This window comes from Frankia nepalensis, from assembly GCF_016786325.1.
Lineage (GTDB): Bacteria > Actinomycetota > Actinomycetes > Frankiales > Frankiaceae > Pseudofrankia > Pseudofrankia nepalensis.
In genome coordinates, this window is the sequence record NZ_JADWYU010000197.1 from 51696 (window position 1) to 72709 (window position 21014).

Genomic DNA, 21014 nt, shown 5'->3' on the forward strand with positions numbered 1-21014 from the left:
GCTGTTCCGCTCGGAGCCGCCGTTCATGGAGACAGGTCATCTCCCGGCCGGGAGGTGAGCGCGGCCGGGCCTTCGTGATCCTCCTTGATGAGCACACCGGAGGTGCCGGCCGCCCGCATGGATTCCGTCAGAGCGAGGATGCGGGCGACCGCCGCGGGGATGTCGACGCCGCGGGCGTGGATGTTGGAGATGAGGTTGCGGTCGGCATCGGTGTGGCCCGGGCGGGGGCGCCAGGCGACGTAGGCCGAAAGGCTCTCGGCGGTGACCAGACCGGGGCGTTCGCCGATGAGCAGGACGACGGCGGCGGGGTCGAGGAGCTCACCGATCTCGTTGAGGAGGCCGACGCGGGCGTTGCGGACGGCGAAGACCTGGCCGACGCTCCGGCCCGCCTCGCGGGCGGTGTCGAGCAGGGCGGGCAGCAGCTTGGGCACCTGCGCGTCGACGGCCGCGACCGACAGGCCGTCGCCGACGACGACCTGAAGGTCCGCGCCGCGCGGGCAGCGGCGGGTGACCTCGGCCCGGCCCTCGGGCGAGAGCGCGCGGCCGAGGTCGGGGCGGCGCAGGTAGGTGGCCCGGTCGGCGGCGGCCGAGTCGACGGCGAACAGGCCGAACTGGTCGACGAGCGGCGCGAGCGGGCCGGATTCCAGGTCGAGCATGGCGTGCACGGCGTCCTGGGCGGCCGCGTGGTCGGCGCGCAGGGTGAGCTGGTCGGCGGTCCGGTACGACGTGCCCGACCGGCCGAGGAACAGCCTGGCCGGGGTGACGGTCCGCACCCGGTGCTCGAAGTCGCCCCGGCCGGGGCTTGGGGAAGCGATTGCCGGTTCCGCGGAACCGCCGTCGACCGGGGCCGCCGGCTCGGCGCCGACCAGGGGTATCGGCTCGGCGCCGAGCAGGACCGCCGGCTCGGCGTCGACGACGGTCGCCGGTTCGGCGCCGCCTCGAATCGCCGGTTCGGTGCCGGCCCAGATCATCGGATTGGCGTCGGCCGGGGCAGTCGGTTCGGTGTCGGCCGAAAAGTCGGGCACCGCGGTCACCGGCCGTTGGTCAGCGCGCGGACGGGGGACGGGACGTCGAGGACGGCCTGGTCGAGGCCGGCGAGCAACGCGGCGGCGACGTCCGGGCCGGGGTCGGCGAGGCGGCCGGCGTGCAGCAAGCCGCGGGACTCGAGCCAGGCGGTGTATTCCGGTGTGGGGGAGAGGGCGAACAGGTCGCGCATTCCCGCCGCGTCGTGGTAGCTGGTCGACTGGTAGGAGAGCATCACGTCGTCCGCGCCCGGGACGCCCATGACGAAGTTGCAGCCGGCGGCGACCAGTAGCACCAAAAGGTCGTCGTTCGTGTTCTGGTCGGCGTCGACATGGTTCGTGTAGCAGACGTCTATGCCCATCGGCAGGCCGAGCAGTTTCCCGATGAAATGGTCCTCGAGCCCGGCGCGGGTGATCTGGCGGGCGTCGGCCAGATATTCGGGCCCGATGAACCCGACGACGGAGTTGACCAGGAACGGCGCGTAGGCGCGGGCGACGCCGTGGGCGCGGGCCTCGACGGTGAGCTGGTCGAGGCCGCCGTGGGCATCCGCCGACAGGGCGCTGCCCTGGCCCGTCTCGAAGTACATGACGTCGTCGCCGAGGAACTCGCCGGGCCTTTCCCGGTGGTGCGCGAGCACGGCCTCGCGGCCCTCGGCGAGCATCTCCAGGCTGATCCCGAACGACCGGTTCGCGGCCTCGGTGCCGGCGATCGACTGGAACAGCAGGTCGACGGGCGCGCCGGCGGCCAGCGCGGCGAGCTGGGTCGTGATGTGCGCCAGGACGCAGGTCTGTGTCGGCAGGGAGAACCGGCGGATGAGCGCCTGCAGGCCGTGCAGGACCGCGCCGACCCCGGCGACGGACTCCGTCACCGGGTTGACGCCGAGGACGGCGTCGCCGCAGCCGTAGAGCACGCCGTCGAGCGTGGAGAGCAGGATGCCCTCGACGTCGTCGGTCGGGTGGTTCGGCTGCACCCGGACGCCGAGCACGCCGGCCTCGCCCATGGTGTTGCGGCAGCGGGTGACGGTGCGCAGCGGCTTCGCGCCGACGATCAGGTCCTTGTCGCTCATGAGCTTCGCGACGGCGGCGGCCATCTCCGGGGTGATCGCGCCGGCGAGGCCCCGTTCGGACCACGCGGTGGCGAAGCCGGGGGCGAGGACGAGCTCGCGGAACTCGCCGACGGTGAGGCTCGCGAGCCCCGCGTCGGTGAACAGGGCGGCGTCGTGCTCGCGCAGGATGAGCTCGGTGACGGCGTCGTCGAGCAGGGGGGTGGCGAGGATGTCGGCGAGGGGCACGTCGGCGAGCGCGAGCTTGGCCGCGACCCGCTCGGTGGCCGTGGCGGCGGCGATCCCGGCGAGCTGGTCGCCGGACTTCTCCTCGTTCGCCTTCGCGAGCAGCGTCGCCAGGTCCCCGAAGACGTAGCTGGTGCCCCGCACCGTCGCGCGGAACGTCATCGTCGGCTCACCCCTCTCCTTTCTCTCACCCTGTCTCTCGGAATTCTCCTGGCTCCCGCGCGCGGCCCGCGATGATCGCCGTTTCTGCCCTCCCGGGGTCGTGATCCGGCCCCGCCAACGACCCCGCGAGGGCAGAAACGGCGATCAGGCCACGCCGCCGGGGCGAGTTCACCAGCGCGATGTTCGGCGGGTGGGTCGGCCCGGCCGGCGCCACCGCCACGGTCATCGCGGCGGACGCCGGCCGGGTCGGCCCAGGCGCGTGCGGAACCGGTCCGGTCAGGTGGTGGCCGTCTCGCCGGCCGGCTGGGCGGGGATGGCGCCGGCCGGTGGCAGGGTGCCCTCGGGGGCCCGCTCGTGGCTTTCCTCCATCACGATCCGGCCGATCGTCGCGTACTTCTCCGGGTTCGTGAGCCGGATGCCGATGGAGACGGCGAGGCCGAGCACGAACACGCCGAGCGCGATCCAGGGCGACGCCTTGAACACCGGGCTGCCGGAGGCGGCGCCGGCGGCGAAGTCGAGGTTCTGGAAGAGCAGGACGATGACGTAGATCTGCAGGCCGGCGCCGAGAATCGGCATGAGCAGCGTCCGCCACCAGGAGGCCGTCTCCGGGTGCATCTTGCGGATGTGGAAGTAGCCGATGACCGCGATCGACGAGATGGACTGCACGAACAGCAGCGCCATGGTGCCGAGGATCGCCATCAGGCCGTACAGGTAGACGTAGGGGACGTCCGCGACCTCGTCGGTCGGCTTCTGCAGGAAGAAGAACAGCAGGACGATGACCAGCGTGATCGCGGTCTGGACGAGCGAGGAGATGTGCGGCGAGCCGTGCTTCTTGTGGGAGGCGCCGAGCGTCTTGTCCAGGCCGCTCGCGAGCCCCTCGCGGCCGATCGCGTACAGGTAGCGCGAGGCGGCGTTGTGGAACGCCAGCGCGCAGGCGAAGGAGCCGGTGACCGTCATGACCTTGTAGAGGTCGAGGCAGAAGGCGCCGAGCAGGTCCTCGGTGGGCGCGTAGAACAGCGAGAACGCGTCGGTGCGGGAGGCCTCGATGGAGCCGCTCTTGCCCGAGTAGGCGACCGCCATCCAGGAGACGAACGTGTAGAACACGCCGAGGCCGATGACCGCGATCATCGTCGCCCGGGGGACGATCTTCTTCGGGTCCTTCGACTCCTCGCCGTAGACCGCGGTCGTCTCGAAGCCGACCCATGACCAGAGGGCGAAGAAGATGCCGAGCCCGGCGACGCCGACGATCGCGCCGTCCGCGCTGGGCGCGACGGACTCGAACGCCCCGACCGGGTTGATCGCTTCCGGCACCAGGCCGTCCGGGCCGCCGCCGGTGACCAGCACGCCGAACGCCATGGCGAGCAGCAGCAGGACCTCGGTGACCAGGAAGACGCCGAGCACCTTGCCGGAGATCGAGATGTTGAAATAGCCGAGGATGGCGATGACCACGACGCTGACGAGGCCGTACCAGACCCAGGAGACCTCCGGCGCCGAGAACACCGTCTCCATCGTCGTCTTGGCGAACGACGACAAGATCCCGATGAGCGAGGCCTCGAACACGATGTAGCACATCGTCGCGAGGAAGCCCGCGGCCATGCCCATGGCCTGGCCGAGGCCGTGGGAGATGAAGCCGTAGAAGGCGCCGGTCGCGGTGATGTGCTTCGTCATCGCGACGTAGCCGATGGAGAAGATCGTCAGGATGACGGTGGCGACGAGGAACGCCGCCGGGCCGTGGAACCCGTCGCCGTAACCGACGGCGATCGGGGTGTTGCCGGTCATGGCGGTGATCGGCGCCGCGTTCGCCGTCACCATGAACAGAACCGCGAACAGGCCAATTGTTCCCGGCTTCAGCCGCTGCACCTCGCCGGTGCCGGCCGCTACCGGAGGCGCGGCCTCGCTCTGCACGCTCACCTTGTGGCTACCTCCCGCTGTGCGCGGCCGCTGGGGCGGCTGGCGCGTGGGGCGATGGTTGCGCCTCGGTACACCCGTCGACAAGGCGGAGGCAGACCTTTTCACATAACGAAACAGGCCACAACGTTGCCGAAACCTAAACGGTACGTACCTTTACCAGACCGCTGGCGTTGGGGCGCGCTACGGTCGACCCGTGGGCAACCGTGACAGCGCCGCGGGCATGGGGGACATCCCGCGAGACGACCTCGTCGACCGACTGCTGGCGACCCCGAAGGCCGACGTGCTCGCCGCGAGCGAGCGCTACTGGAACCCGGGCAAGACCCGGTTCTGGTCCGACGCCGGCACCCCCCTGGTGATCGGCGAGCGCGAGGGCTACCTGCTGCACGACCTCGCCGGCCACACCCTCGTCGACGTCCACCTCAACGGCGGCACCTACAACCTCGGCCACCGCAACCGGGAGGTCGTCGCGACGCTGGTCGCGGCGCTGGAACACCTCGACATCGGCAACCACCACTTCGCGGCGCTCGGGCGCGCGGCGCTGGCCGAGGCGCTGGTCACCTCCGGGCCGATCCCCGACGGCAAGGTCGTCTTCGGGGTCGGCGGCGGCGAGGCGATCGACATCGCGCTCAAGTCGGCCCGCTACGCCACCGGCCGCCGCAAGATCGTCTCTGCGGTCGGCGCGTTCCACGGCCACACGGGCCTGGCCGTCGCCGCCGGCAACGACCGCTACGCCGAGCGGTTCCTCGCGACCCGCCCCGACGAGTTCGTCCGGGTCCCGTTCAACGACCTCGACGCGATGGCGGCCGCTCTCGAAGGCGGTGACGTCGCCGCGGTGCTGCTGGAGACGATTCCCGCGACCTCCGGCTTCGTCATGCCCGAGCCCGGCTACCTGGCCGAGGTCGCCAAGCTGTGCGCCGCCGCCGGCACGCTCTACATCGCGGACGAGGTCCAGACGGGCCTCGGCCGCACCGGCGAGCTGTGGTGCATCAGCAAGCACGGCGTCACCCCTGACCTGCTGGTCACCGGCAAGGGCCTGTCGGGCGGCGTCTACCCGGTGTCGGCGACGATCCTCGGCCCGGCCGCCGCCGGGTGGCTGGAGGAGGACGGCTTCGCGCACATCTCGACGTTCGGCGGCTCGGACCTGGGCTGCGTGGTCGGCCTGCGCACCCTGGAGATCACCCAGCGCCCGGCGACCCGGGCCCGGGTGGACGCCCTGATCGGGACCTTCACCGCCGGCCTCGGCGCGATCGCCGCGGACAACCCCGACTGGCTGGTCGAGATCCGCCAGGACGGCCTGGTGATCGGCCTGCGGTTCGGCCACCCGCAGGGCGCCCGGTTCGTCTCCCGCCGCCTCTACGAACACGGGATCTGGGCGATCTTCTCGGCGCTCGACCCGCGGGTGCTGCAGTTCAAGCCGGGCCTGCTGCTGTCCGACGACCTGGCCGCCGACCTGCTGGACCGCACCGCCACCGCGGTCCGGCTGGCCGCCGACGACGCCCGGTCGGGCGTCGAGCTCGCGCCGGACCGCGCTCCGGACCAGGCATCGGCGAGCCGATGACGACACCGATGACGACGACACCGATGACGACGAGGCCGATGACGACGACGCCGGGCGCGCGGACCACGCCGGCGGCGCCGAGCGCGCCAGACGCGCCGAGCGCGCCGGTGACGCCGGCGGCCGAGCCAGGGACCGCCGAGACCGTCACCGGCGAGCTGCGGGCGCTGGAGGCGCTGCTGCCCGAAGTGCTCGCTGCCTACGACCTTGGCCCGCGCCCCGAGGTGTCGCTGCTGAACCTGTCCGAGAACGCCACCTACCGGGTGGACGACCCGGACAGCGGACGTCGGTTCGCGCTGCGGCTGCACCGGCCCGGCTACCACGGCGCCCAGGAGATCCACGGCGAGCTGGCGTGGGTGGCGGCGCTGCGCGCCGAGGGCGTCGTGCTCACCCCGCCGGTGATCCCGAACCGGGCTGGCGCGGCGGTCACCACGGTGACGCCGCCGGGCGTCGGGGACCGGCACGCGGTGCTGTTCGACTGGGTCGACGGCCGTCCGCCGGAGCCGGACGACTCGGGGGCGCTCATCGCCTCCTTCGGCACCCTCGGCGACATCGCCGGCCGGATGCAGCTGCACGCCCGCCGCTGGGCCCGGCCCGAGGGCTTCGCCCGGTTCGCCTGGACGCTGCCGATGACGATCGGCCCGGACGGCCGTTGGGGTGACTGGCGGTACGGCCTCGCCTGGGCGCTGGCCGGCGGTGGCGACGCCCGCCCGGCGCGGGGCGGAGTGCCCGCCGCCGAGCGGGAGCTGATGACCCGGGCCGCGGCGACGGTCGAGGAGCGTGTCGGGGCGTTCGGCGCCGGCCCGGACCGGTACGGCCTGATTCATGCCGACATGCGGCTGGCGAACCTGATGGTCACCGCCGACGGCGCCATCACCGTGATCGACTTCGACGACTGCGGCTTCGGCTGGTACCTGTTCGACCTGGCCGCGGCCCTGTCCTTCATCGAGCACCATCGGGTCGTGCCCGACCTGGTGGCGGCGTGGCTCGCGGCCTACCAGCGCCATGTCCCCCTTGACGCCGAGGAGCTGGCCATGGTCGGCACGTTCGTGCTGCAGCGCCGGCTGCAGCTGACGGCCTGGCTCGGCACCCATCCGCACGCCGACGCCGTCGACGACGTCACCGCGTTCGCCCGCGCGAGCCTCGACCTGGCGGAGCGCTACCTGTCGGGGACGCTGTTGCCCGGGTCGGCCGCGGCCTGAGACACCCGGCCCGTACCGGGCCCGGGACCAAGGAAAGAGGGGGATCGCCTAGATGTTCACGTCCGTCGCGGGCCGCACGGTGGTCGTCACCGGCGGCTCCCGGGGAATCGGCAAGGGCATCGCCCGGGTGTTCGCCGGCGCCGGCGCGAACGTCGTCCTCACCGGCCGGGACGCGGCCGCCGCCGAGGCCGCGGCGGCGGAGCTCTGGAAGGCGGGCGGCGGCGCCGTCTCCTATGTGCTCGGCGACGTGGCGTCGGCCGCCGACTGCGCGCGCCTCGCCGCCGAGGTGCTCGACCGGCACGGCGGCGTCGACGTCGTCTGCGCCAACGCGGGCATCTTCCCGAGCGCGCCGCTCGCGACCATGACAGAGGGCGACCTTGACGAGGTGCTCGGCACCAACGTCAAGGGCGCGATCCTGACGGTCCAGGCGTTCCTGCCGGCGCTGAAGGCGTCCGGCCACGGCCGGGTGATCCTGACGTCGTCGATCACCGGGCCGCACACCGGATACCCCGGCTGGTCGCACTACGGGGCGTCGAAGGCCGCCATGCTCGGCTTCATGCGGACGGCCGCGATCGAGCTCGCCCCGCAGGGGATCACCGTCAACGCCGTCCTGCCCGGCAACATCGTCACGGAGGGCCTCGCGGACCTCGGCGAGGACTACCTGCGCTCGATGGAGGCCGCGATCCCGATGCGCCGCCTCGGCGAGGTCGACGAGATCGGCCACGCCGCGCTGTTCCTCGCCACCGACGAGGCCGCCTACATCACCGGCCAGTCGCTCGTCGTCGACGGCGGCCAGATCCTGCCCGAGTCGCCCGCCGCGCTGGAGACGGTCTGACGGCTGCCGGCGGCGACGAGGCCGGGCCGCGGCCAGCGACTGTGCCAGGTCGACCGCCGCCGGCGGCTATGCCAGGTCGACCGCCGCGGCCCGCCCGGTCCGCGGCCGCCGTCGGCCACACTGGACGGGTGGTGTTAGAGCGCGACCTGTCCGGTTCCCTGGGTCCGACGGCCGCCGACGTGCGGCGCCGGCTGCGTCAGCTGGTGGCCGACCCGGCGCGCCGCCCGGGGGAGCGCCTCGGCGGGGAGCGGGACCTCGCCGCCGCGCTCGGGGTCAGCCGCGCGACCCTGCGCCAGGCGCTGACCGCGCTGGAGCGGGAGGGCGTCGTGCTGCGGGTCCGCGGCCGCGGCGGCGGCACGTTCGTCGCCCCGCGCAAGGTCGAGCGGGACCTGTCCAGGATCGTCGGCATCCCGGAGATGCTGCGAACGCAGGGCTTCACCGCCGGTTCGCAGGTCATCAGCGCCGCGCTGGAGCCCGCCGACGAGACGGTCGCGAAGGCGCTGGCCCTCGCCGTCGGCGACCCCGTGGCCCGGGTGGTGCGGCTACGGCTCGCCGACGGCGGCCCGATCTCGCTGGAGAACGCCTGCTTCCCGGTCAGCCGTTTCCCCGGGCTGTTCAACCAGCCGCTCGGCGGCTCGCTCTACGAGTTGTTCGCCGAGGAGTACGGGGTGCGCCCCGGCGAGGCGCTCGAACAGATCGAGGTGGTCCTCGCCGGCGACGACGAGGCCACGCTGCTGCGCACCACGGCCGGCGCGCCGCTGCTCGCCCTGGACCGCACCACCTACGACTCCGCCGGCGAGCCCTTCGAGTTCTCCCACGACCTGTTCCGCGCCGACCGCATCCGCATCCTCGTCCGCTCCACCGGCGCCACCGTCGCCACGACCCGCTGACCGCCGCTCCCGGGCCTGGCCCTGGAGCGGCGGCACGCCGGCCACGGCGCTCGGGCTATGCCGTGGGGCTGGCGCCTTCGGGCGTCGCCGTCGCCGGCCGGGCGGCCGCCGGGCTGGCGACTGCCAGGTTGGCGGCTGCCGGGCTGGCGCCGGTCGCGCCGGCGCCGGCGAGGTCGGCCTGCTGGGGGACGGCGGCGAAGTCCTTCGCGCGGATGAGGACGAGCGCGAGCACGCCGCCGGCGATGGCGAGGATGCCGCTCGTGACGAACAGGTCGTTCAGCGCGCCCGCGAAACCGGCGTCGATCGCCTCGGCGAGGGTGCCCCGGACCGCCGCGGGCGCGGCCCCGATCACCTCGCCGGCCCCGCCGCCGCGCACGGCGTCGGCGATCTGCTCGCCACGCCCGGCCAGCTCCGGGACTCCGGCGAGGCGGTCGCCCAGGCCGTCCGCGAGCTGTGCCGCGAAGATCGAGCCGTAGGCGGCCGTGCCGACCGCGATGCCGACCTGGCGGAAGGTGGTGTTCACCCCGGACGCCATGCCGGACCGGAACGGGTGCACGACGCCGACCGCCGTGGAGGCCAGCGGCGGGTTCACCAGGCCGGAACCGGCGCCCGCGACGATGAACCCGGGGATCAGGTGCGTCCAGCCGGAGTCGGCGTCCAGCCCCGCCATCAGCAACAGCCCGACGCCGACGAGCACCAGGCCCGGACCGATGAGCCACCGCACCGGCAGGCGCGTCGACGCCCGGCCGGCGACGGTGGAGACGACCATCGCCGTGGCCGACAGGATCAGGACGCGCAGGCCTGCCTGCAACGCCGAGTAACCCAGGGCGTTCTGCAGGTAGACCGTCAGGTAGAGCAGCATCGCGAACAGCGAGCCGTTCATCGCGAACGCCGCGACCGAGCCGCCGAGGAAGGTCGGGATCCGCAGCAGCGACAGGTCGAACATCGGGTGGGCCACCCGTGTCTCGACCACGATGAACGCGACGAGCAGCACCGCGGCCAGCACGAAGCAGGTGAGCACGCCGCCGTCGCCCCAGCCCTGCTCGCTGGCTCGGATCAGGCCGTAGACGAGGGCGACCAGCCCGGCGGTGAGCGTCGCGAACCCGGGCAGGTCCGGCCGGTGGGCGTGCGGGGCGCGTGACTCGGTCACCTTCCACAGCGTGATCGCGATGGCCGCCGCGCCGATCGGCAGGTTCACCCAGAAGATGCCGCGCCAGCTCACCCCGCTGGTGATCAGCCCGCCGAGGATCGGGCCGAGCGCGGTCGAGATGCCGGTGACCGCGCCCCACACGCCGAACGCGACGCCGCGCTCCCGGCCGTGGAAGTTCATCGCGAGCAGCGCGAGCGAGGTGGCGAACAGGACCGCCCCGCCGACGCCCTGCAGCGCGCGGGAGGCCACCAGCATCGTCGGGGTCTGCGCCGCGGCGCACAGCGCCGACCCGGCGGTGAAGACGCCCAGGCCGATGAGGAACAGCAGGCGGCGGCCGTACCGGTCAGCCAGCGACCCGGCGGTCAGCAGCAGCGCGGCCAGCGTGAGGGCGTAGGCGTCGACCACCCACTGCACCTCGCCGAAGCTGGTGTGCAGCACCCGCTGGATGTCCGGGAGCGCCACGACGACGATCGTGATGTCGAGCAGCAGCATGAAGGTCGCCGAGCAGACCGCGACCAGCGTCCACCACTTACGTTCCATCGGCCTCACACATCCTTGGGCGGGCACGGGCCCCCGGCCCGGGTGGCCTCGACGGCGGGACCCTCCCGCGGCGCGCCCTCCACTCTGCCGGCAGCCACGAGACGAACGGTCGAGTGCGCGGGGCCTGACGTAGATTCCTGTCCGTGACAGCGACCGCTCCGCGGAAATCCGTCACCGCGCCGGCTGGAGACGTGGTGACCGACCCGGTCGACCTACGGGTCATCCGCGCCCTGCAACTGGCGCCCCGGGTGCCCTTCGCCCGGATCGCCGCGGTGCTCGGCCTGCCGGAGCGCACGGTCGCCCGGCGCTACCAGGCGCTGCACCGCGACGGGATCCTGCGGATCTTCGGCGCCGTGAACCCCTTTCGGACCGGCGAGCACCCGTGGACGGTCCGGGTGCACTGCCGGCCGGACAGCGCCGAGGCGCTGGCCACCGCGCTGGCGCGGCGCGACGACATCGTGTGGGTGGCCCTCGCGGCGGCGGGATCCGAGGTGGTCTTCTCGATCCGGTCGCCTTCGGCCGAGCAGCGCGACACGCTGCTGACCCGCCGGCTGCCGCGCGCGAGCCACGTCCTGGACGTCGAGGCGTCCGTCCTGCTGCACTCCTTCGTCGGGCAGCGCTCCGACGACTGGGGCGGGCTGGCGCACCACCTCACCGCCGACGAGACCGCGCGGCTGCGCGCCGACGCCCTGCCGACGGCCGCCGAGGCGGCCGAGCCAGTACCCCTCGAACCGGTGGACCACGCGATCATCGCGGCGCTGGCCCGCGACGGCCGGGCCAGCTACGCCGAGCTCGCCGCGGCGGGGATCAGCGAGGGGCGGGTCACCCGCCGGCTCGCCGCGCTGCTGGCCAGCGGCACGGTGCTCATCGACATGGACCTGGCCATGGACGCCCTCGGCTTCGCCGCGAAGGCCCACCTGCACATGCGGGTCAGCCCGGCGCGGCTGCACGAGACCGGCCAGGCCCTCGCCGAGCTTCCGGAGGTCGCCTTCGCCGCGGCCCTGTCCGGGCCGCACAACCTCGTGGCCGCGGTCGTCTGCCGCGACCTGGCCGACCTCTATACCTTCACCACCCGCCGCGTCGGCCAGCTCGAGGGCGTGCAGACGATGGAGGTCTCGCCCATCTTCCGCGCCGTCAAGCAGGCCGGCGCCCGGACCGACGAGGGCCGTCTCCTCGATCCCCTGCCCGACGCCCGCCCGCGCCGCCGGCCGGCCGGGCCAGGCGGCGCACCGTAGCTTCCAGAGCCTTCCGCGGACCGGCGACCGCCGCGCGAGGCGGTCGGGGCGGAGACGACGACCGGAAGGCGAACGTGGAAACGAAGGGCGAACAGAAACAGGTGCGGCCGTGGATTCCCACGGCCGCACCCAGGAGATCCGGACTTGCCGGCCTTTCAGTGCCGGAAAACGCGCCGCCGGGCGGCTACGACACGGGCTCCCCGCACCAGAAGCCGTTCGAGTCGGCGGTGGCGGGCGGGACGGGCTGGAAGGTGGAGCCCGCCGGGTCGGCCTTGACGAAGTTGAAGCAACTGGCCGGGGCCGTCGGGTTGGACAGGTCGGTCGGCGCGATGAGGCCGCCGCCGTCGAAGTCCTTCACGTTGCGCAGGTTGGTGATGAACGCGTCCCGGGTCGGGCATGGCCCGGCGAGTTCGAGGCCGGCGAGCATCTCGTCGGCGGCCACGTAGGAGGCGAGCGCCGTCTCCACGTTCGGGTCGGCGAGCTCGGGGGCGTAGGTGGCCATCGCGGTCTGGTAGGCCTGCATCGCGGGGGTGCTGGCCTCGAACGAGGTGTAGCCGACGACGACCGACATGCCGCCCACGGCGCTGCCCTTGGCGAGGAGCTCCTCGCCGTAGCCGGCGGCGCTCAGCGCGACGTCGACCGTCACCCCGCCGGCCTTGGCGGCGGCGTAGGCGTCGGCGAACCGCTGCGGCTGGACGAGGCCGATCATGGTGTCGGCGCCGGCGCGGCGCAGCGCGTCGACGACCCGGGCCGGGCTCGCGGAGGCGGAGAAGTCGAACCGCTCCACGGCGACGCCCTGGCTCGCCAGGCTGGGCTCGAACCGGTCGGCGAGGGCGCTCGCGCCCGGGGCAGCCGGGTCGAGGACGATGAGCGCCTTCGTCCCGCCATTCGCCGTCACGTATCGGCCGAACGTGTCCACCGGGTCGCCCTGGGTGTTGAACAGGCTGGCGAAGGTGAACACGTTCTTGTGCTGACTCCAGCTCGCGTCGATCGCGTTTCCGGTCAGCGGGATGCCGGTCTCCTCCAGCCACTTGGTGGACGGGCCGGCGGCGGTCGTCTGGACGATCAGGCCGAACACGTTCTCGTTGGTGATCAGGTCGCGCGCCGCGTGGGCGAAGACGTCCGGGTCCGCCTGGTCGTCGCGCCAGACGACCTCGACCTCGCGGTTGTGGACCCCGCCGGCCTCGTTCTGGGCGGCGATGCGGGCCTCGACCGCGCTGCGCACGGCCTTGAAGTTCGTCGCGAGCGGGCCGCCGCTGTCCGGGTAGACGAGCCCGATCCGGACGGTTTCGTCCGTCACGCCGGGTGACGGGCAGACGCCGGCGGCGGGCGCCTGGTCCGACGACGGCGAGGCGCAGCCGGCGAGCACGGCCGGCAGCCCCGTCACCACGGCCGCGGCCGCCGCGGCCGCCACCGTCCTGGCGCGCCTGTGCCGACGATTCATGACATCTCCTCGTTCCCCCGCGAGATCAGCGCGAATGGTGACCAACGCGCTGATCACCACAACTGCACGCTAACGTGCCGCGCCTTTCCTTTTCCGCCGGGTCGCGCGACCTGGGGCGATCGCGGTAGGTGAGTTATGCTTTGCAACGGTTTCGTCTGGGCGTTTCCGGGTTTGCCAAGGGTGACGGATCAATTCTGATCGCTACGATAGGCAGTCACATAGTGGTATATATGTAATATTCGCGAGGCTGTCGGGAGGCCCGGCTCGCGGGCCCCGGATGACCGGAGTGCCCCCGCTGTGACCGTCTTCACGGCAGGTGACGATTTTCATGGGGAACCCGCCGCGCGGGCGGCCGTGGCGGTGTGGAAGAGGGCGATCCGTGCTCGCCGGATCCGGGGCCGCCGACGATCGCGACCCGCGAACGGCGCGCGTCAAACCCGGCCGTGGCGCCGGGGGTATGCGGAGCGTGGGCACCCTTGGCCGGCGCGCCCGTCAGGAGGCGGCGCGCGGCCCGTTACGAGGCGGCGTCGGCGGTGGCCGTGGCCAGCTCCCAGGCCCGGCCGAGCGCCTTCTCGAAGGTCTCGCGGGACTGCGCGCCGCTGATGGCGTAGCGGGACTGGACGAGGAAGTACGGGACGCCGGAGATGCCGAGGCGCCGGGCACGTGCCTCGTCGGCGCGCACCTGGTCGGTGAACTCGGTCCCGGCGGCGATGGCCCGGACCCGGGACCGGTCGAGGCCGAGGACGGCCATGGCGTCGGCGAGCTCGTCCGGGTCGGCGAGGTTCGCGCCCCTGGTGAAGTAGCTGGCGAACAGCTCCTCCGCGGCGGCCGCCTCCAGGTCCTCGGTCGCCGCGTACTTCAGGACCCGGTGCGCGGCGAACGTGCTGGTCGGCTTGAGGGCGGCGAAGTCGAAGGCCAGGCCGACGGTCGCCGCCATCGCCGAGACGCGCTCGTTCATCGCGACTGCCTGCTCGACGGAGACGCCGTACTTCGTCGCGAGCAGCTCGTGGATGCCGCCGGCGGGCGTCGTGGGCGCGTCCGGGTCGAGCTCGAAGCTGTGCCAGCTGACCTCGACCTCGTCGGCGTGCTCGAACGTCGCGAGCGCCCCCTCGAAGCTGCGCTTGCCGATGTAGCAGAACGGACACGCGACGTCCGACCAGATGTCGATCAGCAGCATGGCCTCTCCCGTCCCCTCGCCCCACGCGGCCCGTCGTCGCCCCCGCTTACCGCCGGGGTGACGCTACTGGCCACGCTGGTCGTTCACTGGAACCGGGGTGGCTGGCCCGTGGCTTCCAGGACCGACATCCACAGGTCGCCCGACGGGTCGACCTGGTTGCGGTGGCTGATCGCGAGTGGGAGCGGGATGTGAATGAACCGGCGGCGCCAGCGGCCGACGACCATCTCGGTGCGGCCCGCCATCGCGGCGTGCACGGCGGCGTGCGCCAGGCGGATGGTGTACACGCTGTCGTAGGGGTTCGCGGGGACGCTGCGGATCACGTAGCTCGGGTCGATGTACTTCAGGTTCATCTCGACGCCGACGGACGCGAAGTAGTCGGTGATCCGCCGGCTGAGGAACACCCCGACGTCGTGCAGCTTGCGGTTGCCGGAGGCGTCGGTGCCGGTCGACTGGCCACCGTTCTCGGCGGCGGACAGCTCCTGACCGGCGCCCTCGGCGACGACGACCAGCGCGTGGCCGGTCTCCTCGATCCGCCGGCGCAGGTAGTTCAGCAGCCCGCCCTCGCCATCGAGCGTGAAGGGAATCTCGGGGATGAGGACCACGTCGGCGTCGGACTTCGCCAGCGACGCGTAGCAGGCGATGAAGCCGGAATGGCGGCCCATGAGCCGCACCAGCCCCAGCCCGCCGGGCGCGCTGGTCGCCTCCGCGTGCGCCGCCACGATCGACTCGGAGGCCTTCGCGAACGCGGTCTGGAAGCCGAAGCTCTGGTCGATGAACGGGATGTCGTTGTCGATGGTCTTCGGGATGCCGACGACGGCGATCTTCTCGCCGCGCTCGTTCGCCACCCGGGCGATCTCGCCCGCGCCGCGCAGTGTCCCGTCCCCGCCGATGACGAAAAGAATATTGATGTTCATGCGGGACAGGCAGTCGACGATCTCCTCCGGGTCCTGCTGCCCGCGGGAGGTGCCGAGTATCGTGCCGCCGTCCTCGCCGATCGTCGCCACCGTCTGCGGGGTGAGGTCGACGACGTCATGGCCATACCTGGCGATGAATCCCTGGTAGCCATTCCGGAAACCGAAGATGCGAGTCACGCCGTAATGCGTGGTGAGCTCGGTCACCACGCCTCGGATGACGTTGTTGAGGCCCGGGCACAGGCCGCCGCAGGTGACGATGCCCACCCGTGTCTTGGCCGGATCGAAGTAGATCTTCCGGCGGGGCCCGGCAGCCTCGAAGCTGGGCAGTTCCTCGATCGGCACTTTTCGTGACGACACCATGGCCAATGTGTCGTCGAACAGGACCTTGTCGCCCTCGTCGATGTAGTGCTGCGTGGTTGGTCTCGCGCTGAGAAGTGGTAGCAGCGGAGAGGTCACCCGGCACGGCCCGAGGGTCCGGACCGCCAGTGCCTCGTGATCGACGGTCAGTGGTTCGCCCAGCGTAGCCACCGTGCCCTGACCCTCTCCTCGCCCACTCCGCCCGGTACCCCGGGCAATCTCCTGGCAGATCTGATGACCGCGATCCCGATAACCGTGATCCTGGCGGTCCAATCGTGGCCCTGGCTGTCGTGGTCCCGCCCGTTCCGAGATCCCCAGCCGTTCCAGGACTTTGTCCGAGCCTACCGCCTCGCCGCGCCGTCAACTGGTCCCTGCCGGAGCGCACCGGGTGACCCGAGCAAAACGGCCACCCAGCGTCACCGTCCGGCGTCGGACGATCCCGTTAGGAACCGCTCGGCGGGCCGATCCGCCGCCGGAGAGGGAAAGCCGTCCCCCAGGACGGCCCCTGGTTAGTGGATATGGAAAGCGACGTCGAGCACGGCCCCGTCATCGTTCCCGGTCGGGCTCGGGGTAGGGGAGCGTGCGCGGGGCGCCGAGGAGCCAGACCAGGATCGCGGCCGCGTAGGTCTCGGCGGTGAGCAGCGCGACGAGCACGACCAGTTGGAAGCGGGCGGCGTCGGCGGGGCTCGCGCCGCCCAGAAGCGCGCCCACGAAGGCGCCGGGCAGCGTCACCAGGCCGACGGTGCGGGTCTGGTCCAGGGCCGGCAGCAACGCCTCGCTGGCGGCGGTCCTGGCGATGTCGGCGACTGCCCGGCGCGGCGTCGCGCCCAGGGCCAGCGCCGCCTCGACCTCGTCGAGGCGGCGGCGCAGGCCGTCGAGCAGCCGGCGGCCGGCCAGCGTGCAGGCGGTCATCGAGCCGCCGAGCACGATGCCGCCGAGCGCGATCAGATAGCGGGGCTCGCGCGGCAGCGCCGGCAGCGCGAACAGGACCCCCAGGGTGAGACCGGCGCCGCCGAGGGTCGCCAGCGCCACCGCGCGCCGGGCGCCGGGCAACCCGGCCAGGCGGCCCGCCGCCGTGTGGATCGCCACGGCGGCCATCACGGCCAGCATCGCGGCGCTGGCCACCGGCACCGTGAAGACCGCCCGCACCACGAGCGCCACGAGGACGAGCTGGACCGCGGCGCGCGCGACCGCGGTGACGACGGCCGCCCGTAACCGCAGCCGGGCCCAGACCTGGCACGCGATCGCGAGCCCGGCCAGCAACCCCAGGGTGACGGCCAGCCGGGCGTCGGCGCTCAGCGGTCCGGCGCCGCGCCGACCGGCTCGGCGGGCATGGCCAGCATCTGGGGCGTCAGCTCGATGACGAGCTCGCCGGGCCGGACGGGGAGCACGGACGCGGTCGCCTGGTCCGGGTAGACGTCGACCCGGGTGAAGACGCCGCCGGTGAGGCCGGTGTAACCGCCGGCCGGGCCGAGCACGCCGGACACGTACGACGTGGCGCCCGCGACCCAGACGGGGATGCCGGCGAGCATCCCGCAGCAGCCGTGGTGCGCGTGCCCGGCCAGCACGATCTTCACGTCGGTGCCGGCGACGACCCGGGCGAGCCGGTGCGGCTCGGCCAGCGCCAGCGCGTTCATCAGGCCGACCGGCGACGGCACCGGCGGGTGGTGCAGCGCGAGCACGGTGCCAGCGGGCGCCGGGGTGGCGAGCTCGGCGGCGAGCCAGTCGAGCTGGGCGTCGGTGAGCAGGCCGGCGGCCTGGCCGGGCTCGGTCGAGTCGAGCGCGACGATGCGCAGCCCGTCCACCCAGCGGACGTAGTCGTAGGGCTCCGTGGTCGGCTCGGCGTCCAGCAAGGCCGCGCGCAGCGCGCCGCGGCTGTCGTGGTTGCCCATCAGGTACAGCACGGGCGCGCCGATCCGGGCGGCGCGCTCCTCCACCAGGGCCCGCAGCCGGCGGTAGGAGACCTCGTCACCGGCGTCGACCAGGTCGCCGGTCAGCAGCAGGGCCGCGACCTCGATCCCGGACCGCTCGACCTGGTCGAGGGCGGCGGCGACGTTGCCCAGCGTGTCGACGACCCCGTGGTAGAGCTCGCCCTCCGGGACGATGTGCGGGTCCGACAACTGGATGACGGTGTGTGTCGGCGTCGGCGGGTCGATCAGATAACGCACAAGGCACCGCCCACAATGCACCCCCGGGACTGGTCGATGGACTGGGCCGAGGCCCGTGCCATCGTGCCGACTCCAGGCGCCACGGTACGCCTGGAGTCGCCCATTGGTCATGCCCGGCGTGCCTGGTCAGGCGGGTTCGGCGTCGACCAGCAGAGCCTCGGTGAGCGCGTCGAGCTGGGCGGGGGTGGCGCCGTGGGCCAGCAGGTAGCCCCGGGCGCCGCCGTGGCCCGCCCGCACCCGCGCCAGGGCACGCCGGATCAGCTCCGGCGGGCACGCCATCAGGTTCGCCGGCAGCGGCTCGCCCTGCCCGTCGGCGGCGGTGACCGTGCCGAGGCGGCGCAGCGCCGCGATCGCCTCGTCGTGCAGCAGCTCGGCGGTGAGCGCGTAGTCGCTGGCGATGACGTCATCGTCGACGCCGAGCAGGTCGAGCACCAGCATGATGGTCAGGCCGGTGCGGTCCTTGCCGGCGCTGCAGTGCACGACGGCGGGCAGGGCGCCCGGCTCGGCGAGCGCGAGCACCGCGGCGGTGAGCCGGTCACCCTTGTTGTCGATCATGAAGTCGTAGATGTCGGCGAGGTCCATCCGCACCCCGGTCGCCGCGGCGGCGCGCACCCCGTCGGCCGCGGCGGCGCCAGACCCTGGCGCGTTGCCGGCCGCGGCGGCTCCGTCCGTCCCGGTCCCGGCCGCCGCGGTCACGTCCTCGGCCGACGGCACGACGGCGCCGCTGGAGTAGATCGGGATCCGGCGGGTGGCGGCCGTGAGCCCGTCGAGCGCGTTCGGCTCGTGCGCGGCCTCGGTGTCCTCGCGCAGGTCGACGACCGTGCGCAGCGGGAGCGCCGCGAGCGCCGCCCGGGCCTCGTCGCCGAGACCGTGCATCGCGGCGGAGCGCAGCAGCGCGCGGCGCCGGACCCGGCGCCCGTCGGCCGCCGGGTAGCCACCCACGTCCCGCAGGTTCAGTGCTCCCGGTAGGTTCAGCACCCGGTCGGCGTCGGCCGGGTTGTCGAGGCTGGGGGTCGTGTCCAGATCGAGTGTCATGGCCCTCAGGTTTCCAGTTGGGCCGGCCCGGCGCGCGGGCGGCGGTGGGACGGACGGTCGGCGGCCGGGATCAGCGCCGGCCCACGCTCAGCGCAGGCCGGAACGCACGAAGGCGTCGATGACCTGGCGCTGCAGGACGACGTAGAGGGCGAGGATCGGCAGGCAGGCGAGGCCGGAGGCCGCCATGATGGCGCCCCAGTTGTTGCCCTCCTGAGCCATGTAGCCGCGGATGCCGAGCTGGATCACCGAGTTGGCCCGCTGAAGCACCAGGGCGGGCCAGAAGTACTCGTTCCAGGCGGTGATGAACAGCAGGATGCTGAGCGAGGCCAGCACCGGGCGCAGGTTCGGGACGACGACGGTCCACAGCGTCGACCACGAGCCCCGCCCGTCGATCCGGGCGGCGTCGAGCAGCTCGCGCGGGAACGCCTGCATGTGCTGGCGCAGCAGCAGCACCGCGAGCGCCGAGCACAGGCTCGGCACGACGACGCCGGCCAGCGTGTTGAGCAGGCCGAACTGGTTGAGCACCAGGTAGTTCGAGATCATCGTGATCTGGAACGGGACCAGCCAGGTCGCGACGAACAGCAGGAACAGCACGCCCTTGCCCCGGAAGTCCCACGCCGCGAACGCGTAGGCGGCGAGCAGGCAGACCAGCAGCTGCCCGACCGTCGTCCCCACCGAGATCATCAGCGTGTTGAACAGCAGCACCGGGACGTCGAGGGTGTCGAGCACGTACCGGTAGCTCTCGAGGGACAGCGGCCAGGGCAGCGGGTTCGAGCTGAGGATGTCGCCGGGCCGGCGCAGCGACCCGGCGTACATCCAGTAGATCGGGACGATGCTGACCAGGCTGAGCACGATCATCACCGCGTGCCGGCCGGCATGGCCGAACGCGGCCCGTCCCCGGGCCCGGCTCGGTGCCGTGGCCGCCGTCGACCCGCCGTCGCCCTTCGGGTCTCCCGCCACGGGGCCGCCGGCCGCCGGGGCGGCCGCGCGCGGGGCGGACGACCCCGCGGTCTGTGCCGAGGTGCCGCTCATCGTGGGCCGCTCATGGTTGCCAGCGCTCCTAGGGGCTAGTCGGGTAGCCGGGGCAGTCGGGTAGCCGGCCGGGACTACCTGGTGGTTGCCAGCCGGCTGGTGGGTGGCGGCTGGTGGGTGGCTAGTTGTCGTGGAAGCTGAACCGGTCCGCGAGCGCGACGAGCCCGGCCGCGATCAGCCCGAACGCCAGGAAGAAGACGATCCCGGCCGCCGAGGCGAGGCCGGAGTCGAAGCTGCGGAAGCCGAGCTCCCAGAGGATGTAGTAGACGTTCGTCGAGCTGTCCGCCGGACCGCCCTGGGTGAGCGCGTCCAGCAGGGGGAACGTCCACTGCCCCGACAGCAGCACGGTCATCAGCACCAGGAACAGCAGCGTCGAGCGCAGCAGCGGCAACGTGACCCAGCGCAGGATCTGCCAGCTGGTGGCGCCGTCGACCGCGGCCGCCTCCTCGTAGTCGGAGCTGATCCCGGTGAGGCCCGCCGAGACGACCAGCACCGCGAACCCGAGCATCGACCAGGCGGTGATCGTGAGGATCGCGGGCAGCGAGGTCGACGAGTCGCGCAGGAAGTTGTGCGGCGCGAGGCCGAACCAGCCGAGGGCGTTGTTCGCCAGGCCGGTCGGGTCAAGCAGCCAGCGCCACACCGCCGCGGTCGCGATCGGCGCGATGAGCATCGGCAGGAAGATCAGCGCCCGGTACACGTTGCGTGACCGCGCGCCGAGCCGGCGGGTGACCAGCGCGACGGCGGTCGGCAACACCACCGAGAACGGCAGCAGCCCGACGATGTAGATGACGGTGTTCAGGGTCGCCGTGCGCAGGGCCGGCTGGGTGAACACCTGCTCGTACTTGTCGAACCCGACGTAGGTCATCGGCGACGTCGGCAGCAGGTTCCAGTCGTAGAACGACAGCTGCACCGCCTCGACGAGCGGCTTGTAGGTCCACAGCACCAGGCAGGCGAGCGCCGGCAGCAGGTAGAGGTACGGAGGCGCGGCCGCGACCAGGCGGCGGGCCAGCGGGGGCCGGGCCCCGCGGGCCGCGGGCCCGCCCGCGGGGCCCCGGGGGGGGGGGGGGCCGGCCGGGCGCCGGGACCGCCCGGGCCC

General features: G+C 73.0%; 17 protein-coding genes. 5 read left to right on the forward strand and 12 right to left on the reverse strand.

What is annotated here, in order from left to right:
• Positions 1–23: 23 nt before the first annotated feature.
• The 3 genes from eutC to I6A81_RS30205 all read right to left on the reverse strand — a co-directional run bounded on the left by eutC (position 24) and on the right by I6A81_RS30205 (position 4384).
• Positions 24–1034, reverse strand: a complete 1011-nt coding sequence (gene eutC, locus I6A81_RS30195) for an ethanolamine ammonia-lyase subunit EutC (RefSeq protein WP_307875009.1) — start codon at positions 1032–1034, stop codon at positions 24–26.
• Complete coding sequence (eutB, locus tag I6A81_RS30200; protein ID WP_203002793.1) at positions 1031–2473, reverse strand: ethanolamine ammonia-lyase subunit EutB; 1443 nt, start codon at positions 2471–2473, stop codon at positions 1031–1033. Before eutB ends, eutC begins: the two co-directional genes overlap by 4 nt.
• A 276-nt stretch (positions 2474–2749) precedes the next feature.
• Positions 2750–4384 carry an APC family permease gene (locus I6A81_RS30205; protein WP_203002792.1) on the reverse strand — a complete coding sequence of 545 codons (1635 nt, stop codon included), beginning with the start codon at positions 4382–4384 and terminating at the stop codon, positions 2750–2752.
• A gap of 220 nt (positions 4385–4604) precedes the next feature.
• Here I6A81_RS30205 and I6A81_RS30210 point away from each other — a divergent pair, with 220 nt between their 5' ends.
• The 4 genes from I6A81_RS30210 (at position 4605) to I6A81_RS30225 (ending at position 8866) form a co-directional block, all read left to right on the forward strand.
• Positions 4605–5942: a class-III pyridoxal-phosphate-dependent aminotransferase gene (locus I6A81_RS30210; protein ID WP_203002808.1), complete on the forward strand. Its 1338-nt coding sequence runs from the start codon at positions 4605–4607 to the stop codon at positions 5940–5942.
• 8 nt (positions 5943–5950) lie between these two features.
• The gene (locus I6A81_RS30215) at positions 5951–7141 is read left to right on the forward strand and encodes a phosphotransferase enzyme family protein (RefSeq protein WP_238429007.1); all 1191 of its coding nucleotides are present in this window, start codon (positions 5951–5953) and stop codon (positions 7139–7141) included.
• A gap of 52 nt (positions 7142–7193) precedes the next feature.
• Positions 7194–7976, forward strand: a complete 783-nt coding sequence (gene fabG, locus I6A81_RS30220) for a 3-oxoacyl-ACP reductase FabG (protein ID WP_203002791.1) — start codon at positions 7194–7196, stop codon at positions 7974–7976.
• Between the two features lie 128 nt (positions 7977–8104).
• Positions 8105–8866, forward strand: coding sequence for a GntR family transcriptional regulator (locus tag I6A81_RS30225; RefSeq protein WP_203002790.1), 762 nt, complete (start codon positions 8105–8107; stop codon positions 8864–8866).
• Positions 8867–8921: 55 nt separating this feature from the next.
• Here I6A81_RS30225 and I6A81_RS30230 read toward each other — a convergent pair whose 3' ends face one another.
• Positions 8922–10556: an MFS transporter gene (locus I6A81_RS30230; protein ID WP_203002789.1), complete on the reverse strand. Its 1635-nt coding sequence runs from the start codon at positions 10554–10556 to the stop codon at positions 8922–8924.
• A 143-nt stretch (positions 10557–10699) separates the two neighbouring features.
• Between I6A81_RS30230 and I6A81_RS30235 the strand changes: the two genes are divergently transcribed.
• Complete coding sequence (locus I6A81_RS30235; RefSeq protein ID WP_203002788.1) at positions 10700–11791, forward strand: Lrp/AsnC family transcriptional regulator; 1092 nt, start codon at positions 10700–10702, stop codon at positions 11789–11791.
• Between the two features lie 184 nt (positions 11792–11975).
• Here I6A81_RS30235 and I6A81_RS30240 read toward each other — a convergent pair whose 3' ends face one another.
• From I6A81_RS30240 to I6A81_RS30275, 8 genes are all read right to left on the reverse strand, one after another.
• Positions 11976–13235, reverse strand: coding sequence for an ABC transporter substrate-binding protein (locus I6A81_RS30240; RefSeq protein ID WP_203002787.1), 1260 nt, complete (start codon positions 13233–13235; stop codon positions 11976–11978).
• 514 nt (positions 13236–13749) lie between these two features.
• A complete protein-coding gene (locus I6A81_RS30245; protein WP_203002786.1) occupies positions 13750–14412 on the reverse strand; it encodes a DsbA family oxidoreductase in 663 nt (220 codons plus the stop codon).
• Between the two features lie 83 nt (positions 14413–14495).
• Entirely contained in the window at positions 14496–15845 is a 1350-nt protein-coding gene (locus I6A81_RS30250; protein ID WP_203002806.1) for an ATP-dependent 6-phosphofructokinase, read from the reverse strand.
• A gap of 384 nt (positions 15846–16229) precedes the next feature.
• Positions 16230–16946, reverse strand: a complete 717-nt coding sequence (locus I6A81_RS30255) for an ABC transporter permease (protein ID WP_238429005.1) — start codon at positions 16944–16946, stop codon at positions 16230–16232.
• Positions 16947–16978: 32 nt separating this feature from the next.
• A complete protein-coding gene (locus I6A81_RS30260) occupies positions 16979–17851 on the reverse strand; it encodes a metallophosphoesterase (RefSeq protein WP_203002785.1) in 873 nt (290 codons plus the stop codon).
• A 126-nt stretch (positions 17852–17977) separates the two neighbouring features.
• Positions 17978–18886, reverse strand: a complete 909-nt coding sequence (locus tag I6A81_RS30265; RefSeq protein WP_203002784.1) for a tyrosine-protein phosphatase — start codon at positions 18884–18886, stop codon at positions 17978–17980.
• A gap of 87 nt (positions 18887–18973) precedes the next feature.
• Complete coding sequence (locus I6A81_RS30270; RefSeq protein WP_203002783.1) at positions 18974–19918, reverse strand: carbohydrate ABC transporter permease; 945 nt, start codon at positions 19916–19918, stop codon at positions 18974–18976.
• 121 nt (positions 19919–20039) lie between these two features.
• A complete protein-coding gene (locus I6A81_RS30275) occupies positions 20040–20927 on the reverse strand; it encodes a carbohydrate ABC transporter permease (protein WP_203010379.1) in 888 nt (295 codons plus the stop codon).
• Positions 20928–21014: the final 87 nt, after the last annotated feature.